The following is a 17,172-nucleotide window of genomic DNA, read 5'->3' on the forward strand; positions in this document are numbered from 1 at the left end:
GCAGTGGTCTATGTTCACAAAGCTTGCAACCAAGATGTTCGGCAGTAAGAACGCCAGAGAAATCAAGAGGATGCGCAAAGTTGTCGCGCGCATCAATGAACTTGAAGAACAGTTTGGCGCGTTGTCTGACACCGAGTTGCAAGGCAAGACCGCTGAGTTCCGGCGCAGGCTTGATGAAGGCGAAGCGCTGGACAGCCTGCTGTCGGAAGTCTTTGCCACGGTGCGCGAGGCCAGCCGCCGGGTGATGGGCATGCGCCACTACGATGTCCAGCTCATCGGGGGCATGACCCTGCACGAGGGCCGAATTGCCGAAATGAAGACCGGTGAAGGGAAAACTCTGGTGGCTACCGCCGCGGTCTACCTGAATGCGCTTCCCGGTAAAGGCGTGCACGTGGTGACGGTGAACGATTACCTGGCCCGGCGTGATGCCGAGTGGATGGGCAAGCTGTACCGCTTCCTCGGCATGCAGGTGGGAGTAGTGGCGTCTGGCCAGCCACAGGAAGAAAAGCGGGCTGCTTACCAGGCCGATATCACCTACGGTACCAATAACGAGTTCGGTTTCGACTATCTGCGCGATAACATGGCCTTCAGTATTGAAGACAAGGTTCAGCGCGGTCTTAACTTCGCCATTGTCGACGAAGTGGATTCCATCCTGATCGACGAGGCCCGTACACCGCTCATTATTTCCGGTGCCGCTGAGGATTCTTCCAAACTGTATCAGGCCGTCAATGCTCTGGTGCCGAGTCTTGAGAAAGGCGAGGTGAGCGAGGAAGGTGAATCCTCCGGTGACTTCACCATTGATGAGAAATCCCGTCAGGTTGAACTGACTGAATCCGGTCATGAGAAGGTTGAAGATCTGCTGCTTGGTCAGGGCCTGCTGAAGGAGGGCGAAAGCCTGTATTCGGCTGCCAACCTGAGCCTGCTGCACCATGTGCACTCGGCGCTTCGCGCCCATCACCTGTTCCAGAAAGACGTGGATTACATTGTCCAGGGCGGTCAGGTGGTGATCGTAGATGAACACACTGGCCGGACCATGCCTGGTCGCCGGTGGAGCGAAGGTCTGCATCAGGCGATTGAAGCAAAAGAAGGTCTCAAGATTCAGGCCGAAAGTCAGACGCTGGCGTCGACTACCTTCCAGAACTATTTCCGTCTCTATGACAAGCTGGCCGGTATGACCGGCACCGCCGATACCGAAGCTTTCGAATTCCGCCAGATCTACGGCCTGGACGTGGTGGTTATTCCGCCGAACAAGCCTATTCAGCGGATTGATTACAATGACCTGGTGTACCTGACCCAGGAAGAGAAGTTCCACGCTATCATCGACGAAATCAAGGATGTGACCGCAGAAGGGCGGCCCATTCTGGTGGGCACCGCGTCCATCGAAGCCTCCGAACTTCTGTCCATGCTGCTGAAGAAGGCGCGCATTGACCACAAGATCCTGAACGCCAAACAGCACGAATCGGAAGCCTTGATTATTGCCCAGGCAGGGCGCCCGGGTGCGGTTACCATCGCCACCAATATGGCGGGTCGGGGTACCGATATTGTCCTCGGTGGCAACTGGGAGTACGAAGTTGCGGCCCTGGATAATCCCTCGGAAGAGGAAGTGGCTCGCATGAAGGCGGAGTGGACTGAGCGCCACAACCAGGTACTGGACGCCGGTGGCTTGCACATCATCGGTACCGAGCGCCACGAGTCCCGCCGGATTGATAACCAGCTCCGGGGTCGTGCCGGTCGTCAGGGGGATCCGGGCTCTTCCCGATTCTTCCTCTCGCTGGAGGACAACCTGATGCGGATCTTTGCGCCGGAGCGCGTGAAGAATCTGATGCAGGCCATGGGCATGAAGAAAGGTGAAGCCATCGAGCACCGGATGGTCACCAATGCCATTGAAAAGTCGCAGCGCAAGGTCGAAGGCCGCAACTTCGATATGCGTAAAACGCTGCTTGAATACGACGATGTGGCCAACGATCAGCGTACGGTCATTTACGAGCAGCGCAACGAGGTGATGGCGTCCAACGACATTTCCGAGATGATCGATACCATCCGTGAAGACGTGGTGGATTCGGTGGTCAGTGAGTTTATTCCGCCGCAAAGCATGCCCGAACAGTGGGATGTGCAGGGGCTGGAGGCTCAGTTGCAGTCCGAGATGGCGATTGAGCTGCCCATCCAGCAGTGGCTGAAGGACGACAATAAACTGTATGAAGACAATCTTCGCCAGAAGATTCTCGACGCCATTGTGGCTGAGTACAAGGCCAAGGAAGAAGTGGCCGGTTCCGAGGCCATGCGCAAGTTTGAGAAGCAGGTGTTCCTGCAGGTGCTGGATACCCTGTGGAAGGAGCATTTGTCCAACATGGATCACCTGCGCCGGGGTATCCATCTGCGTGGCTACGCTCAGAAGAACCCGAAGCAGGAATACAAGCGCGAGGCGTTTAACCTGTTCGAAACCATGCTCGATACCATGAAGCGTGACGTTACCCGGGTGCTGTGCCACGTGCGGGTTCAGAGCCAGGAAGAAATGGCGGAAATCGAACGTCGACGCAAGGAAGAGCTGGAGCGGGAAATGGCGCGCGCCAAACTCCGTCACGAGCAGGCCAGTGCCGCCCAGGCAGAAGGCGAGGGTGACGATGGCCAGCAGGGCCAGCAGGCAACCCCGGAGACCTTTGTCCGCCAGGAGCGCAAGGTCGGCCGTAACGAGCCTTGTCCCTGCGGGTCTGGCAAAAAATACAAGCAATGCTGCGGAAAGGTGAGCTGATCAGCCACCGAGTAGCCGGAAACCAGAACCCGCAATTCGCCAGTGCGCTGGCGCTTGCGGGTTCTGTCGTTTGAAGATCAGGAAAAATCAAGGAGACAGGCATGGCGGTAGGTCCCGGAACCTTACCCGATTTCTTCCCGGTGGCGGGAATCAAGCTGGGCATAGCCAGTGCGGGGATCAAAAAGCCCGGCAGAAAAGACATCGTGGTGTTTGAGCTGGCGCCGGAAACCCGGGTAGCGGGTATTTTTACCCGCAACCAGTTCTGTGCGGCCCCAGTGGTCCTTAGTCGCCGCCACCTGTCCCAGGATGCTCCGCGATATCTGTTGATCAATACCGGCAATGCCAACGCCGGTACCGGCGAACGGGGCCTGACGGACGCCGCGGCCTGCTGCGAGGCGCTGGCGAAAGAGGCGGGCATTTCTGCCAGCCAGGTATTGCCGTTTTCTACCGGGGTGATTGGAGAGCCGTTGCCGGTTGCCAAGATCGTCAGTGCGCTGCCTGCAGCTCTGGCCGAAACCCGGGAAGACCGCTGGGCAGAGGCGGCATCCGGCATCATGACCACCGATACCCGCCCTAAAGGCGCTTCGCGGCAGCTGGATCTGGATGGCCACCGGGTAACCATTTCCGGAATCAGCAAGGGCGCGGGTATGATTCGCCCCAACATGGCCACCATGCTCGGCTTTATCGCCACCGATGCCCGTCTTGCGCCGGAGGTACTGCAAACGCTGGCTTCTGAGCTCGGCGAGAAGTCGTTCAACCGCATTACCATTGACGGCGACACCTCCACCAATGATGCCTGCATGCTGATGGCCAGTGGCCAGTATGGCGGGCCTGAGATTACCGCCGACAGCCCGCTGCTGCCGGAACTGCGGGCGGCCTTGCAGGACGTGTACCTGGAACTGGCCCACGCCATTGTCCGGGATGGCGAGGGGGCTACCAAATTCGTCACCATTGATGTCAGCGGCGCAGCCAGCCAGCAAGAAGCGCTTGATGTAGCCTATACCGTTGCGCACTCCCCGCTGGTGAAAACCGCTCTGTTCGCGTCAGACCCGAACTGGGGGCGTATCCTGGCGGCCGTTGGTCGTGCCGGTGTGGAGAATCTGGACCTCAATGCCCTTGAAATCTACCTGGGCGATGTCTGCCTGGTGCGCAACGGTGGCCGTGCCGACGACTACTCCGAGGCTCGGGGTCAGGCGGTGATGGATCAGGAAGAGATCACTATTGCGATTGATCTGAAACGGGGCAATGTCCGGGAAACGGTCTGGACCTGTGATTTTTCCCATGATTACGTGACCATCAATGCCGAATACCGTACCTGAGTCTGTCGAGGGTCTTTCCGCTAACCGTAAGGCTGTTCATGTAGCGGTGGGCGTGATCGTTCGCGATGGTCGTGTCCTGATTGCAAGGCGCCCGGACACAGCCCATCAGGGCGGTTTGCTGGAGTTTCCGGGTGGTAAGGTCGAGCCCGGAGAAACCGTCCAGCAGGCACTGTGTCGGGAAATCGCCGAAGAGACCGGGCTGGTTCTGACTGAGGACAGCCTGGAGCCGGTGATTGGCATACGTCACGACTACGGCGACAAGTGTGTGTTTCTTGATGTCTGGTCAAGCCACTCGGCTCAGGGCGAGCCGGAGGGCAAAGAAGGCCAGCCGGTCAGCTGGCTGGCTCCGGAGGCGCTCAAGGACGAAGAGTTTCCTGCCGCCAACCGGCCTATCATCAGGGCGCTGCGATTGCCCCACCGGCTTGCGATTACCGGAACGATTGAGGAAGCGCCGGCAGGCCTGGCCAGACTCGGCGCCGCGCTCGACCGGGGGCAGGCGGATTCACTGGTGGTGTTACGCGCTCCGACACTCCCCGGGGCGGCGTACCTGGAGCTGGCAGCAGCGGCTCTGGACGTGAGCCGGGAAAGGGGCGTCGGGTTGATTCTGCATGGGCCGGCAGACCTGTGTCGGTCAGCGCCAGAAGCCCAAGGCGTTCACCTGCCCTGGCGCGAGGCGCAGCGGCATTCAGAGCGCCCTGTCCGCGGCGATTACTGGCTGGGCGTATCTTGTCATAGTGCCGAGCAATTGCGCCATGCAGAGAGTCTGGGGGCGGATTATGTGGTCCTGGGTAATGTGCTGGAGACGCCCAGCCACCCTGGTCAGGCCGGAATGGGGTGGCCTGCTTTTCAGGCGTTGGCTGCAACGGCAAAGGTGCCGGTTTACGGTATCGGCGGTCTGGGGCCTGAGCACCAGTCCCGGGCCCGCGCGCTTGGTGGCCAGGGCGTGGCTGGTATCGGTTTCTGGTGGTAGCCGTCTGTGGCCCGGGGCGATTACGGATACCAACCGGGCTCGTGCCATGCCAAAGTAACCTCTTCAACAGATCAATCGGAGCATTCTGTGACTAAACTGACCCATCTGGATGACAAGGGTGAAGCCCGAATGGTAGATGTCACCGACAAATCGGTGACGGAACGCGAGGCCAGAGCCGAGGCCTGTGTCCGGATGGCTCCGGAAACCCTGAGAATGATTCTGGAGGGTGAGCATCCCAAGGGCGATGTGCTGGCGACGGCCCGAATTGCCGGCATCATGGCTGCCAAACGAACCCACGACCTGATTCCCCTGTGCCATGCGCTTAACCTGACCTCCGTGAAAGTCGAACTGAGGGCTGGCGATGATGGCGCATCGGTGGCAATCGAGACCCGGTGCAAACTGGCCGGTCAGACCGGTGTTGAGATGGAAGCGCTGACGGCCGCGAGTGTGGCCGCCCTGACCATTTACGACATGTGCAAGGCGGTCGACAAAGGCATGGTGATCGATAATCTGCGCCTGCTGGAAAAGAAAGGCGGCCGCTCCGGCCACTGGCAGGCCAAAGGCCAATGATCTGAAGCCCGGCAACGACCGTAACCTTTCGGGTACCGCATAAACCGGAGGGGAACCGTGTCGACACTACGCCAGGCAAGCAGCCGCATGATAGAATGCCCGCCCAATTTGTCCGAACCACGAGGAAACACAGTGGCTGTTCGTTACATTGAAACCTGCCGTTTGCCCACCCCCTTTGGTGTGTTTGATATGCACGGCTTTGAGGAGCCGGACACCGGGAAGGAGCATGTGGCGCTGACGTTGGGGGACATTGATAGCGCAGAACCACTGCTGGCACGAACCCACTCCGAATGTTTAACTGGCGACGCCCTGTACAGCATGCGTTGTGACTGTGGTTACCAGCTGGAAGAAGCGTTGCGCAGTATCGCCCGGGAGGGTCGGGGTATTCTGATGTACCTGCGTCAGGAAGGCCGTGGTATCGGGTTGCTGAACAAGATCAGGGCTTATCGTCTGCAGGATCAGGGCGCCGACACCGTGGAAGCCAATGAGCGCCTGGGCTTTGGTGCAGATCTCCGGGATTACAGCATGTGTAAGGACATGCTTGAGCACCTGGGCATCAAAAGCCTGCGATTGATGACCAACAATCCGCGCAAGGTGAAGGCGCTGGAATCCTACGGCATCAACATTGCCGAGCGCGTGCCTTTGCATGTGGGCCGCAACCCGCACAATGAGCACTACCTGAACACCAAACAGAGCAAGCTGGGGCACTGGCTGGAAACCCACCAGGACGACGACCCGGTCTGATGGATCTCTGGCGGATCAGTGCTGATCCGCCTTCCTTCCCGAGTTATTTAGCAGCCACCACTGTCGGGTATCCGAGCTGCTCCATTCGACGGGCAATGCTGCGACGAATACCGTCTGCATCCAGCCCACAGTCCCGCAGTAATTCCTTGTGCTGACCGTGCTCAACGAACGCATCCGGTAGCCCCAGTTGTAACACCGGCATGGAGACCTGGCGGGCATTCAGGAATTCCGTCACCGCGCTGCCGGCGCCACCGGCAACAACGTTTTCTTCCAGTGTGACCAGCAAGTCGTGGGTTTCCGCCAGTTCCAGTACCAGAGCCTCATCCAGAGGCTTGACGAAGCGCATGTCGGCGACCGTGGCGCCCAGGGCTTCCGCAGCCTCCAGCCCCGGCGCCAGCAGGGTGCCGAAGTTGAGGATGGCGATACGGCTACCGTCGCGCACGCGCCGGCCCTTGCCGATGGGCAGCGGGGTGAGTTGCTGCTGGATTTCGGCACCGGGCCCGGTACCCCGGGGGTAGCGAACGGCGGCCGGGCCGCAGTATTCAAGGCCGGTGTGAAGCAGCTGCCGGGTCTCGTTTTCGTCCGACGGAGTCATCACCAGCATGTTGGGAATGCAGCGCAGATAGCTGATGTCGAAGGCGCCGGCATGGGTGGGGCCATCTTCGCCGACCAGACCCGCACGATCAATGGCAAACAGGACATCCAGATTCTGGATGGCGACATCATGCACCAGCTGGTCATAGGCCCGCTGCAGGAAGGTTGAGTAAATGGCCACGACCGGCTTGGCACCATCGCAAGCCAGACCTGCCGCCAGGGTGACGGCATGCTGCTCGGCAATGGCGACATCAAAATAGCGATCCGGGAAACGCTCTGAAAAGGCCAGCAGGTCTGAACCCTCGCACATGGCGGGGGTAATTCCGGCTACCCGGCTATCCTGTTCGGCGGCATCGCATAGCCACTGCCCGAAGACGTTGGCGTATTTCGGGCTGGCCGGTTTCGGCTTCACCGGTTCCGGCTTGCTGGCGGGCACCGGTTCAATCTTGTTGATGGCATGGTAGCCAATCGGGTCCGCTTCGGCAGGGGCAAAACCTTTGCCTTTGGTTGTGACCACGTGCAGGAACTGCGGGCCTTCCAGCTCACGGATGTTCTCCAGGGTTTCGACCAGCAAGGGCAGGTCGTGGCCGTCGATGGGGCCAATATAGTTGAACCCCAGCTCCTCAAACAGCGTGCCGGGCGCAATCATACCCTTGAAATGCTCTTCGGTTTTCTTTGCCAGGGCCATCAGGTGAGGAGTGCCTTTGAGCACCTTCTTGCTGCTGTCGCGCACCTGATTGTAGGTACGGCTGGAGAGCAGCTTGGCGAAATAGTTGGAAAGCCCGCCGACGTTGCGTGAAATCGACATGTCGTTGTCGTTCAGCACCACCAGCATGTTGGCATGAAGGTGTCCGGCATGATTCAGGGCTTCAAAGGCCATACCCGCGGTCATGGCACCATCCCCGATAACGGCAATGCTCTTGCGGCCGGTGTTCTGCATCCGGGCGGCGATTGCCATGCCCAGTGCCGCGCTGATGGATGTGCTCGAATGACCTACGCCGAAGGTGTCGTACTCGCTCTCTGCCCGTTTCGGGAAGCCGGCCAGGCCTCCTTTACGGCGAATGCTGCCCATTTGTTCCTTGCGACCGGTCAGAATCTTGTGGGGATAGGCCTGGTGGCCGACGTCCCATACCAGCCGGTCTTCGGGGGTATTGAAAACGTAGTGCAGGGCCACCGTCAGTTCGAGCACGCCAAGGCCAGCGCCGAAATGACCACCGGTCTGGCCCACTGACCACAGCAAGAACGCTCGCAATTCCCTGGCCAGCCGGGGCAAGTCCTCCGCTGGCAGTTCACGCAGCTGGGATGGCACGTCTATCCGGTCGAGCAACGGCGTATTGGGTCGCTGCGACGGGATTTCCCTGAAAATGTATGTGTCCTGCATCAGCTCGGGTCTTTATCGGAATGTGGGTTCTATGGCTGGCATTATAAGGGAACAGGCGGCCCGGTTTCATACATCCCGGGCCAGTTGTTACAAAATGGTGATGCTTGGCCTTGAAATGGTTCAGTGGCTGCGCGCCACCACGTAGTCAGCCATGGCCCTGAGGGTGTCCGCTTCCGGGCCGAAGCTCTCCAGTGCGCCCAGGGCTTCATCAAGAAGCCGGGCCAGGTGCTGGCGTGCCCCGTCGATACCCAGTAATGCCGGATACGTTGGTTTCGCCTTGGCCACATCGGAGCCCTGGCGCTTGCCGATAATCTCGGTGTCGCCCTCGATGTCCAGAAGATCATCCTGCACCTGAAACGCAAGCCCCAGCGCGCTGGCGTAATCGGCCAGGTTGGTCAGCTGGCTTTCGGTCACGGTTTCGGAAGTGAGTGCGCCCAGACGAACACTGGCTTCGATCAGGGCGCCGGTTTTGTGCCGGTGCATGGCTTCCAGTTGTTCTACGCTCAGTTGCCGCCCCACCGATTCCAGATCAATGGCCTGACCGCCAACCATACCCTGATGACCACTGGCGCGGGCCAGCTCTGAAATCATGGCCACGCGTTGTCGATCTGACAACGCCGGCGCATCGGACAGCAACGCAAATGCCAGTGTTTGCAACGCGTCCCCGGCCAGAATGGCAGAGGCTTCGTCAAAGGCAATGTGGGCGGTTGGTCGGCCCCGGCGAAGATCATCATCGTCCATGGCCGGCAGGTCATCGTGGACCAGGGAATAGGCGTGAATCAGCTCCAGGGCGCAGGCTGGCGCCAGGGCCGTGCTTTCGTGGCTGCCCATAGCCCGGGCGGCCGCTATGCACAGGGCAGGGCGTACCCGTTTGCCGCCGCCCAGCACGCTGTAGCGCATGGTTTCCTGGAGCCGTTCTGAAGTGGCGTTGCGGGCAAGGCAGCGGTCCAGCTCCCGATCAACCTGGTGGCGGCACTGGTCCAGATAGGCCTCCGCCTGGCGGATGCGATGATCCATCACTGCTCGTCGTCTGCCGAGAAAGGCCGGGTTTCCAGTGTGCCGTCACTGTTTTGTACCAACTGCTCAACCCGCTGTTCGGCGGATTTCAGGGCACTCTGGCATTCCCGTGTCAGTTTGACGCCGCGCTCGAAAGCCGCCAGGGATTGTTCCAGGGACAGCTCGCCCTGTTCCAGGTCACGAACCAGTTGTTCCAGTTCGTTCAGGGATTTCTCAAAGTCGGCTATGGAAGCGCTGCTGGTGTTCTCGCCGGCCATGGGGTGACCTCCCGTCGGGTGTTTCGGAAATTGCGCGGATTATATCAGAGTCAGTTTGCTATCGCTGCCAGCTGAATTGCCGTTTTTCCAGTGTCTGGGCGTTGGGCCCCCAGGACTGTTCTGTCACCCTGACTTCGCCCTGTGCGTCCAGCGTAACGATGGTAGTGGCTCGTGTGCCGTAGTCGCTGCCGACAATGAACGGTGACGATAAAAACCGTTCGGTCTCAAGTCCCACACCGGTATCGGGAAGCATGGCGTCGGGTGCCGGGCTGGTGTCCTGAAGCAGGGGCAGGAGCTCGGCGTGCAAAGCCTCGGTACGGTCGCTCGCCGCTTCAACCGCGGAGGCAAAGGCCGTTCTCAGGCGCAGCAGTTTGGGCCAGGGTGTCTGTAAAAGATGGTTGCTCAGACCAAAGCTGCCACGGAATAGTTGGCGCCCGGGGTGCGCGTCGCGGTTACTGTAATACCAGCCACCGCGTTCTGTCAGAGACACCAGGTTAAAGCCGGCGTACCGATCAGGCTCGCGGTTCAGAGCGGCGCCCAGTGCGCTGGTGGGTTCTGCCAGCGCACGAACGGGAAGCTCGCCCCGGCTGGCGCGCCCGGTTTCCGGGCTGCCCTCCCGCACATTGGTGACGGCGGCGACCTGACCGTCCGCGCGGATGGCCAGCCAGGTGCCGCCAGAGGCCAGGTCTCTTCCGGCCAGCAAACGCTGGCCGTTGTCCGCCTGCCACCAGTCCATGGCGGCCGTGGGGCGGCGGAAGAATTCATCCCGGTTGGCAGCAACCACCAGGGGAAAACGGGGGTTCTGGCCGATGGCAAAGGCAATTAGGCACATGGGTGAGCGGAATTCCTTGGATGCGTGGGCTGAAGTTGCTGGCATTCCTGCGTATCATACCAGCCTGATCTGAGCCGGGGTGGTCTGTAACCATGAGCATGATAGGCATCATCATACTGTATCTTTTATTGGGCGCACTGGCGGGCACCATGGCCGGTCTGTTTGGCATTGGTGGCGGGCTGGTGATTGTGCCGGTGCTGATCTTCAGTTTCGGGCTACAGGGCATCAGCCCGGAGATTGCTGCCCACCTTGCCGTCGGTACGTCGTTGGCCACCATTGTGTTCACCTCCATCAGTTCCATCCGCACACACCACCAGCATGGCGCGGTGCGCTGGGATCTGTTTCGCCCCATGACCGTTGGTATTGTGGTCGGTGCCGTGCTTGGTGCCTGGACCGCGGCGATGCTGAGCGGCCCGGTGCTGGAAACCATTATCGGGGTGTTTGTCATTCTGGTGGCACTGAAGATGATCCTCGAGGTCAATCCGAAGCCGGGGCGGGATGTTCCGGGCACTACCGGGCTGGGTGCTGCCGGCGGCATCATTGGCTGGGCGTCGGCCATCTTTGGTATTGGTGGTGGCACCCTGACCGTGCCCTATTTAAGCTGGTGCAACGTCAAAATGCAGCAGGCGGTGGCGACTTCGGCGGCCTGCGGCTTCCCGATTGCAATTGCGGGCGCCCTGGCCAATATCTGGACCGGCTGGCAGGATCCCCATCTGCCCGAGCTGAGTCTTGGTTTTATCTACCTGCCGGCGTTGGTGGGTGTGGTCGCCACCAGTGTGTTCTTTGCACGCATCGGCGCCGGGCTGGCCCATCGTCTGGATGGACGCCTGCTCAAGCGCATCTTTGCCATTATGCTGGTTCTGGTTGGTTTACGGTTTCTTCTGAGCTGAGAGAGCATTCATGCTGCAACATCCACAGTTTGACCCGGTGGCGATCGCCCTTGGGCCGTTGAAAATCCACTGGTATGGCCTGACCTATCTGGTCGGTTTTGCCGCCGGCTGGTGGCTGGGCCGCCTTCGGTCCCGAAAGCCCTGGTCGCCACTGCAGGAAGAGCAGGTGGGTGATTTGCTTTTCTATATGGCTTTGGGTGTGATCCTCGGTGGCCGGTTTGGCTATGTAGTGTTCTATAACTTTGATGCCTTTATTGCGGACCCACTCTGGTTGCTCCGGGTCTGGGAAGGCGGCATGTCTTTCCACGGCGGCCTGCTGGGGGTGATGCTGGCCATGTGGTGGTATGGCCGCAAAACCGGAGCCGGGTTCTGGAAAATCGCCGATTTTGTCGCGCCCTTGGTCCCGGTTGGGCTGGGTGCCGGGCGTATCGGCAACTTCATCAACGGCGAACTCTGGGGAAAACCGACAGACGTAGCCTGGGGCATGGTCTTCCCGCAGGCACCAGACAGCCTTGCCAGGCACCCGTCGCAGTTATATCAGTTTGCGCTGGAAGGGGTGGCCCTGTTCGTGATTCTCTGGTGGTTCTCCTCGAGGCCCCGCCCGAAAATGGCGGTGTCCGGCCTGTTTCTGGTCTGCTACGGCATCTTCCGGTTCCTGGTGGAGTTCGTTCGTCAGCCAGATCCCCAGTTGGGTTACCTGGCCTTTGACTGGCTTACGATGGGGCAGGTGCTCTCTACACCCATGATCGCCGCCGGCGCCGCCCTGATGTTCCTTGCTTACCGGAGAAACGCCCAATGAAAGCCTACCTCGACCTGATGCAAGATGTTGTCGACAACGGATTCGACAAAGGTGATCGCACCGGCGTGGGCACCCGCTCGGTGTTCGGTCGCCAGATGCGTTTCAATCTGCAGGACGGCTTCCCGCTGGTGACGACCAAGAAGGTTCACCTGCGCAGCATCATTTATGAGCTGCTGTGGTTCCTCAAGGGCTCCACCGACAACACCTGGCTGGCAGAACGCAAAGTCAGCATCTGGAATGAGTGGGCGCTGGAAAACGGCGATCTGGGGCCGATCTACGGCAAGCAGTGGCGCAGCTGGCAATGCCATGACGGCCGCGTGATTGACCAGATCAGCGAGGTGATCGAGCAGATTCGTACAAAACCGAACTCCCGCCGCCTGATCGTCTCCGCCTGGAACCCGGCCGAGCTGCCGGATGAGTCCATCAGTCCGCAGGACAACGTGCGCGAGGGGCGCATGGCCTTGGCGCCTTGCCATTGTCTGTTTCAGTTCTATGTCGCCGACGGCAAGTTGTCTTGCCAGCTCTACCAGCGCAGCGCCGACCTGTTCCTGGGGGTGCCTTTCAACATCGCCAGCTATGCCCTGCTGACCCACATGATTGCCCAGCAGTGTGACCTGGAGGTAGGTGAGTTCGTCCACACCTTCGGCGACTGCCACCTGTACAGCAACCACCTGACCGACGACATCGTATTCGAGCAGTTGAAGCGTGAGCCGCGGCCGCTGCCGAAGCTGGTCATCAAGCGCAAACCTGAATCCATCTTCGATTACGAACTGGAAGACTTCGAGTTCGAAGGCTATGAGCCATACCCGGTGATTAAGGCCCCTATAGCAATCTGAGTTCTAAAGACGGCATACGCTCAAGTTGGGGGGCGGGGGACAGGGTAAGGCTTTCCAAAAATTTGCGGAGCCATGGATGGCGGAGCAGAAGCGCCACATGGATTTGCCGTAAGGAGCGTTTTTTGGAAAGCCTTACCCTTTCCCCCGCCAAACCCAAGCAAGCGGTAAGCGGCGGCAGGGCACAATATGAGAGGTACAGAAGCGTGAGAAAGGCACTGATCGTAGCCATGGCCCGAAACCGGGTGATCGGCCGGAATAACAAGCTGCCCTGGTATCTGCCGGGTGATCTGCGCTACTTCAAGCAGGCCACCATGAGCAAGCCCATCATCATGGGCAGAAAGACCTGGGATTCCATTGGCCGCCCCTTGCCCGGACGGATGAACGTGGTGATTTCCAGAAATCCGGAATGGCAGGCGCCAGCCGGAACCGTTGCCGCAGCGTCGCTGAACGAAGCGTTGGTGAAAGCCGAAGCCCAGGCGGAGTTGGAAGGTGGTGATGAAGTGATGATTATTGGCGGAGGCCAGATCTATGCCGAAGCGCTGCCAATGGTTGACCGGATATACATCACCCAGGTGCACGCAGAGGTGGACGGAGATGCCTTCTTTCCGGAAGTGAACTGGGACGAGTGGGAAGAGATCGGGCGCGAAGATTTTTCTGCGTCTGACAACAATCCTTACGACTACAGCTTTGTCGTATACCAGCGTAGCCGGTCAGAATGACCGGCTAGCCAATCAGGCCTCAGCGCGGCGCGCGCTTGGGGCCTTTTCCTGCAGGTTTGCCGCCCTTGCCGGCGGGCTTGCCACCTTTCGGCCCGCTCTTGCGGAAGCCGGGTTTGCCATCCTTGCTGAACTTCTTGCCAGGGCCGCCTTTGCGGAAACCGCCTTTGCCTGGTGGCGGGCCTTTACGGTCCCGGCGGGGCGCGGCGGAAATCTCCGGCAGTGCTTCCGGCTGTTCCAGCGGCAGAGAGTCTGGCTGGGAAGCTTCCAGCAGGCAAGCCATGGCGCCGGCGATGGCGGCCATGTCCATGTCGTTACGCTCGGCGATCTCATCCAGCAGGGCGATGGCCTTGGCAGCGCGAGGATCGTCGGTGAAGCCCAGCAGTTGCGCCTCAAACTGCTCTACCCGCATTTTCTGCAGGGCGGCAGGTGACGGCAACTGGTAAGGTTCCATCGGGGAGTTGGTGGCCCGCTCCAGAGTGCGCAGCCAGCTGCGCTCACGCGGAGTCACCAGCAGGATAGCCTTGCCGGTACGGCCGGCACGGCCAGTACGGCCAACCCGGTGGATGTACGCCTCGGTGTCGTAGGGCACGTCGTAGTTGATAACGTGAGTAATCCGGGGCACGTCCAGACCACGGGCGGCGACATCGGTGGCAATGATGATATCTTTTTTGCCACGCTTGAGATCTTCAACGGTCTGTTCGCGTTGGCGCTGGTTCAGGTCGCCGCTCAGGGGCGCCACAGCGTGGCCGCGTGCGGACAGTTTTTCTGCCAGCATGGTGGTTTCGGCCTTGGTGCGCACGAAAATGATCGAGGCGTCAAAAGGCTCAACTTCCAGAATACGGGTCAGCGCATCCAGCTTGCGCTCGGCGTAGACCGGCAGCACAAACTGAGCGATGCGTTCAACCGTGCGGGTTTCGCTCTCGATTCTTACTTCGGTAGCGTTTTTCAGGTAAGTCTGGGCCACTTTCTTGATCTGTGGCGGCATGGTGGCCGAGAAGAGCGCGCGCTGGCAGGTGTCCGGCGTCTTCGCCAGGATGGCTTCCACGTCATCAATGAAGCCCATGCGCAGCATTTCGTCGGCTTCGTCCAGTACCAGTGCCTTCAGGCCGTCCAGCTTCAGGGTGCCCTTGCGCAGATGGTCGAGCATGCGGCCAGGTGTGCCCACAATAACCTGGGCGCCACGCTTCAGGCCGCGAATCTGTGGTGAGAAATCCTGGCCACCGTAAATTGGCAGAACATGAAAATTGCGGAACTTGCTGGCGTAGGTGGTAAACGCTTCCGCGACCTGAATCGCCAGCTCCCGGGTAGGGGCCAGCACCAGAATCTGTGGCTCGGCCACGTTAGCATCAATCCGGCTCAGCAATGGCAGGGCGAAGGCTGCGGTCTTGCCGGTGCCTGTCTGGGCGACGCCCAACAGGTGGTTGCCGGCCAGCAGAGCAGGGATGGATTGCGCCTGGATGGGCGACGGGGTTTCATAGCCAACGGCGGAGACGGCTTCCAGTACTGCTGGATCCAGCCCCAGTTCGGCAAAAGACAATTCTGACATGAATGTACTCGGTATTCGGAGGGTATCGCACTGCAAAGGCAATGCATGATTTTGGCGCATTATAGTCTGTTTGGGGTGGTTTTTATACGACTATTGCCAGGCAATCGATAGGTAGTTGCCGGGGCCGGCCTATTGTCAGGCTTCGACAAGTGGTGCAGTCTTACCGGTTTGCAGGCTAATGAACAGGATCTAAAACAAATGACGTTCGATGACCTTCTCGGTGATGTCCGGAATAACGGCGAAGTGGTGATACCGTCAGACTGGGGCCAGGGACGCGCCACGTTCGGCGGCCTGGTCGCGGCCCTGGTGTTTGAGGTGATGGCATCAAAAGTGGCGGATGATCGCGCCATGCGGGCTCTTCAGGTGTCTTTTGTCGGCCCCGTAGAGCCGGATGTGCCGGCCCGTGTTGAGGCCGAAGTCCTGCGTGAAGGCAAGGCAGTATCCCAGGTCCAGGGACGGATCCTTCAGAATGGCGAGCCCCGCCTTGTCTGTCTGGCCAGTTTCGGGGGCGACCGTGAGTCTGCTGTCCGAGTGGCGCCGACATCGGCGCCGGAAGCGGTGCCGGTAGAGCAATGCCAGTCACTTCCGTATATCCCGAAAGTGACGCCGGAGTTTACCCGGCATATCGAAATGCGCTGGGCGTTTGGCCATATGCCATTCTCCGGTAAGGGCGGGCGCGAAATGGGGGGCTGGATGAAGTTCCGGGAAGCCCCGGAGACTATGACCGACGCCCACATTGTTGCTCTGGTAGATGCCTGGCCACCGGCGCTGTTGCCGCATCTCAAGGGGCCGGCGCCAGCCAGTTCCCTGAGCTGGGCGCTGGAGATTGTCCATCCCCGGCCTGCCATGAAGCCGGATGACTGGCTGCTGTACCGGGCAACCATCGACCAGGCTGGCGCCGGATATGGTCACACTCATGCTGGTATCTGGACCCCGGCCGGTGAACTGGTGGCCCTGAGCCGGCAAACGGTTACAGTCTTCGGCTGAGTGAGGCGGGCCTGGCTATCAGGCCGCCATCTCGGCTTTGAGCGCGTCCAGAATGACCCGGGCAAACTGTCGGGGGGAATCTTCCTGCAGGAAATGTCCGCCGTTGAGGGTGATATGGGGCTGGCCGAAGGCTCCGGGGATTCGCCGCTGCATATAACGGTCGCCACCCCGGGTAATCGGGTCGCCGCTGCTGAAGCAGGTGATAAAGGGTTTGCGCCATTTTTCCAGCACGCGCCAGGCCTCCCGGTTGGCGGCGCTGGCCGGGTCGTTGGGTGAGGTTGGCACCAGTGCCGGGAACGCCCGGGCACCGGCTTTGTAATCCGGTGTCGGGAAGGGCGCCTCGTAGGCGGCTATTTCGGCCGGGCTTAGTGACCGTTCGGTACCAAGCTGGACAATCCGGCCTATCGGAAACCAGGGGCTATGGCTGGCAAACGCCTTCCAGAGTCTGAAGACGACCGGTACCCGGGTGTCCCCCGTTGGCAGCATGCCGTTGCCGACAATGATCCGGCTGAACCGACGATGATGCTCTGCCGCCAGCCTTAATCCCAGCAGTGAGCCCCAGTTCTGACACACCAGCGTGACGTTGGTCAGGTCCAGTGTTTCAAGCCAGTGGGTCAGCCAGCGCATGTGGCTGTCATAACTGTAGTCGCTGACATCGGCGGGTTTGTCTGACTTGCCAAAACCAATCAGATCGGGCGCCAGCACCCGATGGCCCGCTTCGGCGACAAGCGGAATCATGTGCCGGTAGAGATAGGACCAGGATGGCTCCCCGTGAAGCATCACCACTGGGTCTGCGTGGGCGGGCCCTTCGTCTACATAGTGCATCCGAAGACCTGGCTCAACATCCAGATAGTGTGCTGAAAAGGGGTAATCCGGGAGGCCTGCGAAGCGGGCTTCGTCGGTTCTCAGAATACGCATGCCATCGACTGTCCTGACTGAGTGGTTGCGTGATTATCGGTACG

General features: G+C 60.1%; 16 protein-coding genes. 10 read left to right on the plus strand and 6 right to left on the minus strand.

The window, feature by feature from the left end:
• The first annotated feature begins 10 nt into the window (after positions 1-10).
• The 5 genes from secA to ribA all read left to right on the plus strand — a co-directional run bounded on the left by secA (position 11) and on the right by ribA (position 6,352).
• The gene (gene secA, locus ACF8YQ_RS03585; protein WP_396622607.1) at positions 11-2,749 is read left to right on the plus strand and encodes a preprotein translocase subunit SecA; all 2,739 of its coding nucleotides are present in this window, start codon (positions 11-13) and stop codon (positions 2,747-2,749) included.
• Between the two features lie 101 nt (positions 2,750-2,850).
• Complete coding sequence (argJ, locus tag ACF8YQ_RS03590; RefSeq protein ID WP_396622608.1) at positions 2,851-4,068, plus strand: bifunctional glutamate N-acetyltransferase/amino-acid acetyltransferase ArgJ; 1,218 nt, start codon at positions 2,851-2,853, stop codon at positions 4,066-4,068.
• Positions 4,049-5,038 (plus strand): Nudix family hydrolase, encoded by a 990-nt coding sequence (locus tag ACF8YQ_RS03595; protein WP_396622609.1) that lies wholly within the window; start codon positions 4,049-4,051, stop codon positions 5,036-5,038. Before argJ ends, ACF8YQ_RS03595 begins: the two co-directional genes overlap by 20 nt.
• Positions 5,039-5,125: 87 nt before the next feature.
• Positions 5,126-5,608: a cyclic pyranopterin monophosphate synthase MoaC gene (moaC, locus tag ACF8YQ_RS03600; protein WP_396622610.1), complete on the plus strand. Its 483-nt coding sequence runs from the start codon at positions 5,126-5,128 to the stop codon at positions 5,606-5,608.
• 132 nt (positions 5,609-5,740) lie between these two features.
• Complete coding sequence (gene ribA, locus ACF8YQ_RS03605) at positions 5,741-6,352, plus strand: GTP cyclohydrolase II (protein ID WP_014420644.1); 612 nt, start codon at positions 5,741-5,743, stop codon at positions 6,350-6,352.
• 43 nt (positions 6,353-6,395) lie between these two features.
• Here the strand turns inward: ribA and dxs are convergent, their stop codons facing one another.
• The 4 genes from dxs to ACF8YQ_RS03625 all read right to left on the minus strand — a co-directional run bounded on the left by dxs (position 6,396) and on the right by ACF8YQ_RS03625 (position 10,433).
• Complete coding sequence (gene dxs / locus ACF8YQ_RS03610) at positions 6,396-8,327, minus strand: 1-deoxy-D-xylulose-5-phosphate synthase (RefSeq protein WP_396622611.1); 1,932 nt, start codon at positions 8,325-8,327, stop codon at positions 6,396-6,398.
• Positions 8,328-8,447: 120 nt separating this feature from the next.
• Positions 8,448-9,344 (minus strand): (2E,6E)-farnesyl diphosphate synthase, encoded by an 897-nt coding sequence (gene ispA, locus ACF8YQ_RS03615; RefSeq protein WP_396622612.1) that lies wholly within the window; start codon positions 9,342-9,344, stop codon positions 8,448-8,450.
• Positions 9,344-9,601, minus strand: coding sequence for an exodeoxyribonuclease VII small subunit (locus ACF8YQ_RS03620; protein ID WP_011785895.1), 258 nt, complete (start codon positions 9,599-9,601; stop codon positions 9,344-9,346). Before ACF8YQ_RS03620 ends, ispA begins: the two co-directional genes overlap by 1 nt.
• Before the next feature lie 58 nt (positions 9,602-9,659).
• Positions 9,660-10,433: an NRDE family protein gene (locus ACF8YQ_RS03625; protein WP_396623271.1), complete on the minus strand. Its 774-nt coding sequence runs from the start codon at positions 10,431-10,433 to the stop codon at positions 9,660-9,662.
• A 92-nt stretch (positions 10,434-10,525) separates the two neighbouring features.
• Here ACF8YQ_RS03625 and ACF8YQ_RS03630 point away from each other — a divergent pair, with 92 nt between their 5' ends.
• The 4 genes from ACF8YQ_RS03630 to ACF8YQ_RS03645 all read left to right on the plus strand — a co-directional run bounded on the left by ACF8YQ_RS03630 (position 10,526) and on the right by ACF8YQ_RS03645 (position 13,677).
• Positions 10,526-11,323: a sulfite exporter TauE/SafE family protein gene (locus tag ACF8YQ_RS03630; protein WP_023011441.1), complete on the plus strand. Its 798-nt coding sequence runs from the start codon at positions 10,526-10,528 to the stop codon at positions 11,321-11,323.
• A 10-nt stretch (positions 11,324-11,333) separates the two neighbouring features.
• Positions 11,334-12,122, plus strand: a complete 789-nt coding sequence (gene lgt, locus ACF8YQ_RS03635) for a prolipoprotein diacylglyceryl transferase (protein ID WP_023011442.1) — start codon at positions 11,334-11,336, stop codon at positions 12,120-12,122.
• Complete coding sequence (locus tag ACF8YQ_RS03640) at positions 12,119-12,958, plus strand: thymidylate synthase (protein WP_396622613.1); 840 nt, start codon at positions 12,119-12,121, stop codon at positions 12,956-12,958. The genes lgt and ACF8YQ_RS03640 overlap by 4 nt, the downstream gene beginning before the upstream one ends.
• A 227-nt stretch (positions 12,959-13,185) precedes the next feature.
• Positions 13,186-13,677 carry a dihydrofolate reductase gene (locus ACF8YQ_RS03645; protein ID WP_396623272.1) on the plus strand — a complete coding sequence of 164 codons (492 nt, stop codon included), beginning with the start codon at positions 13,186-13,188 and terminating at the stop codon, positions 13,675-13,677.
• A gap of 19 nt (positions 13,678-13,696) precedes the next feature.
• On the opposite strand, the gene ACF8YQ_RS03650 is transcribed toward ACF8YQ_RS03645, so the two are convergent.
• The gene (locus tag ACF8YQ_RS03650; RefSeq protein WP_022991977.1) at positions 13,697-15,223 is read right to left on the minus strand and encodes a DEAD/DEAH box helicase; all 1,527 of its coding nucleotides are present in this window, start codon (positions 15,221-15,223) and stop codon (positions 13,697-13,699) included.
• A 198-nt stretch (positions 15,224-15,421) separates the two neighbouring features.
• Here ACF8YQ_RS03650 and ACF8YQ_RS03655 point away from each other — a divergent pair, with 198 nt between their 5' ends.
• Positions 15,422-16,210, plus strand: a complete 789-nt coding sequence (locus ACF8YQ_RS03655) for an acyl-CoA thioesterase (protein WP_396622614.1) — start codon at positions 15,422-15,424, stop codon at positions 16,208-16,210.
• An 18-nt stretch (positions 16,211-16,228) separates the two neighbouring features.
• On the opposite strand, the gene ACF8YQ_RS03660 is transcribed toward ACF8YQ_RS03655, so the two are convergent.
• A complete protein-coding gene (locus ACF8YQ_RS03660; protein ID WP_224851122.1) occupies positions 16,229-17,128 on the minus strand; it encodes a haloalkane dehalogenase in 900 nt (299 codons plus the stop codon).
• Between the last annotated feature and the right edge of the window lie 44 nt (positions 17,129-17,172).

Source organism: Marinobacter sp. W-8 (assembly GCF_044342215.1).
Classification (GTDB): domain Bacteria; phylum Pseudomonadota; class Gammaproteobacteria; order Pseudomonadales; family Oleiphilaceae; genus Marinobacter; species Marinobacter nauticus.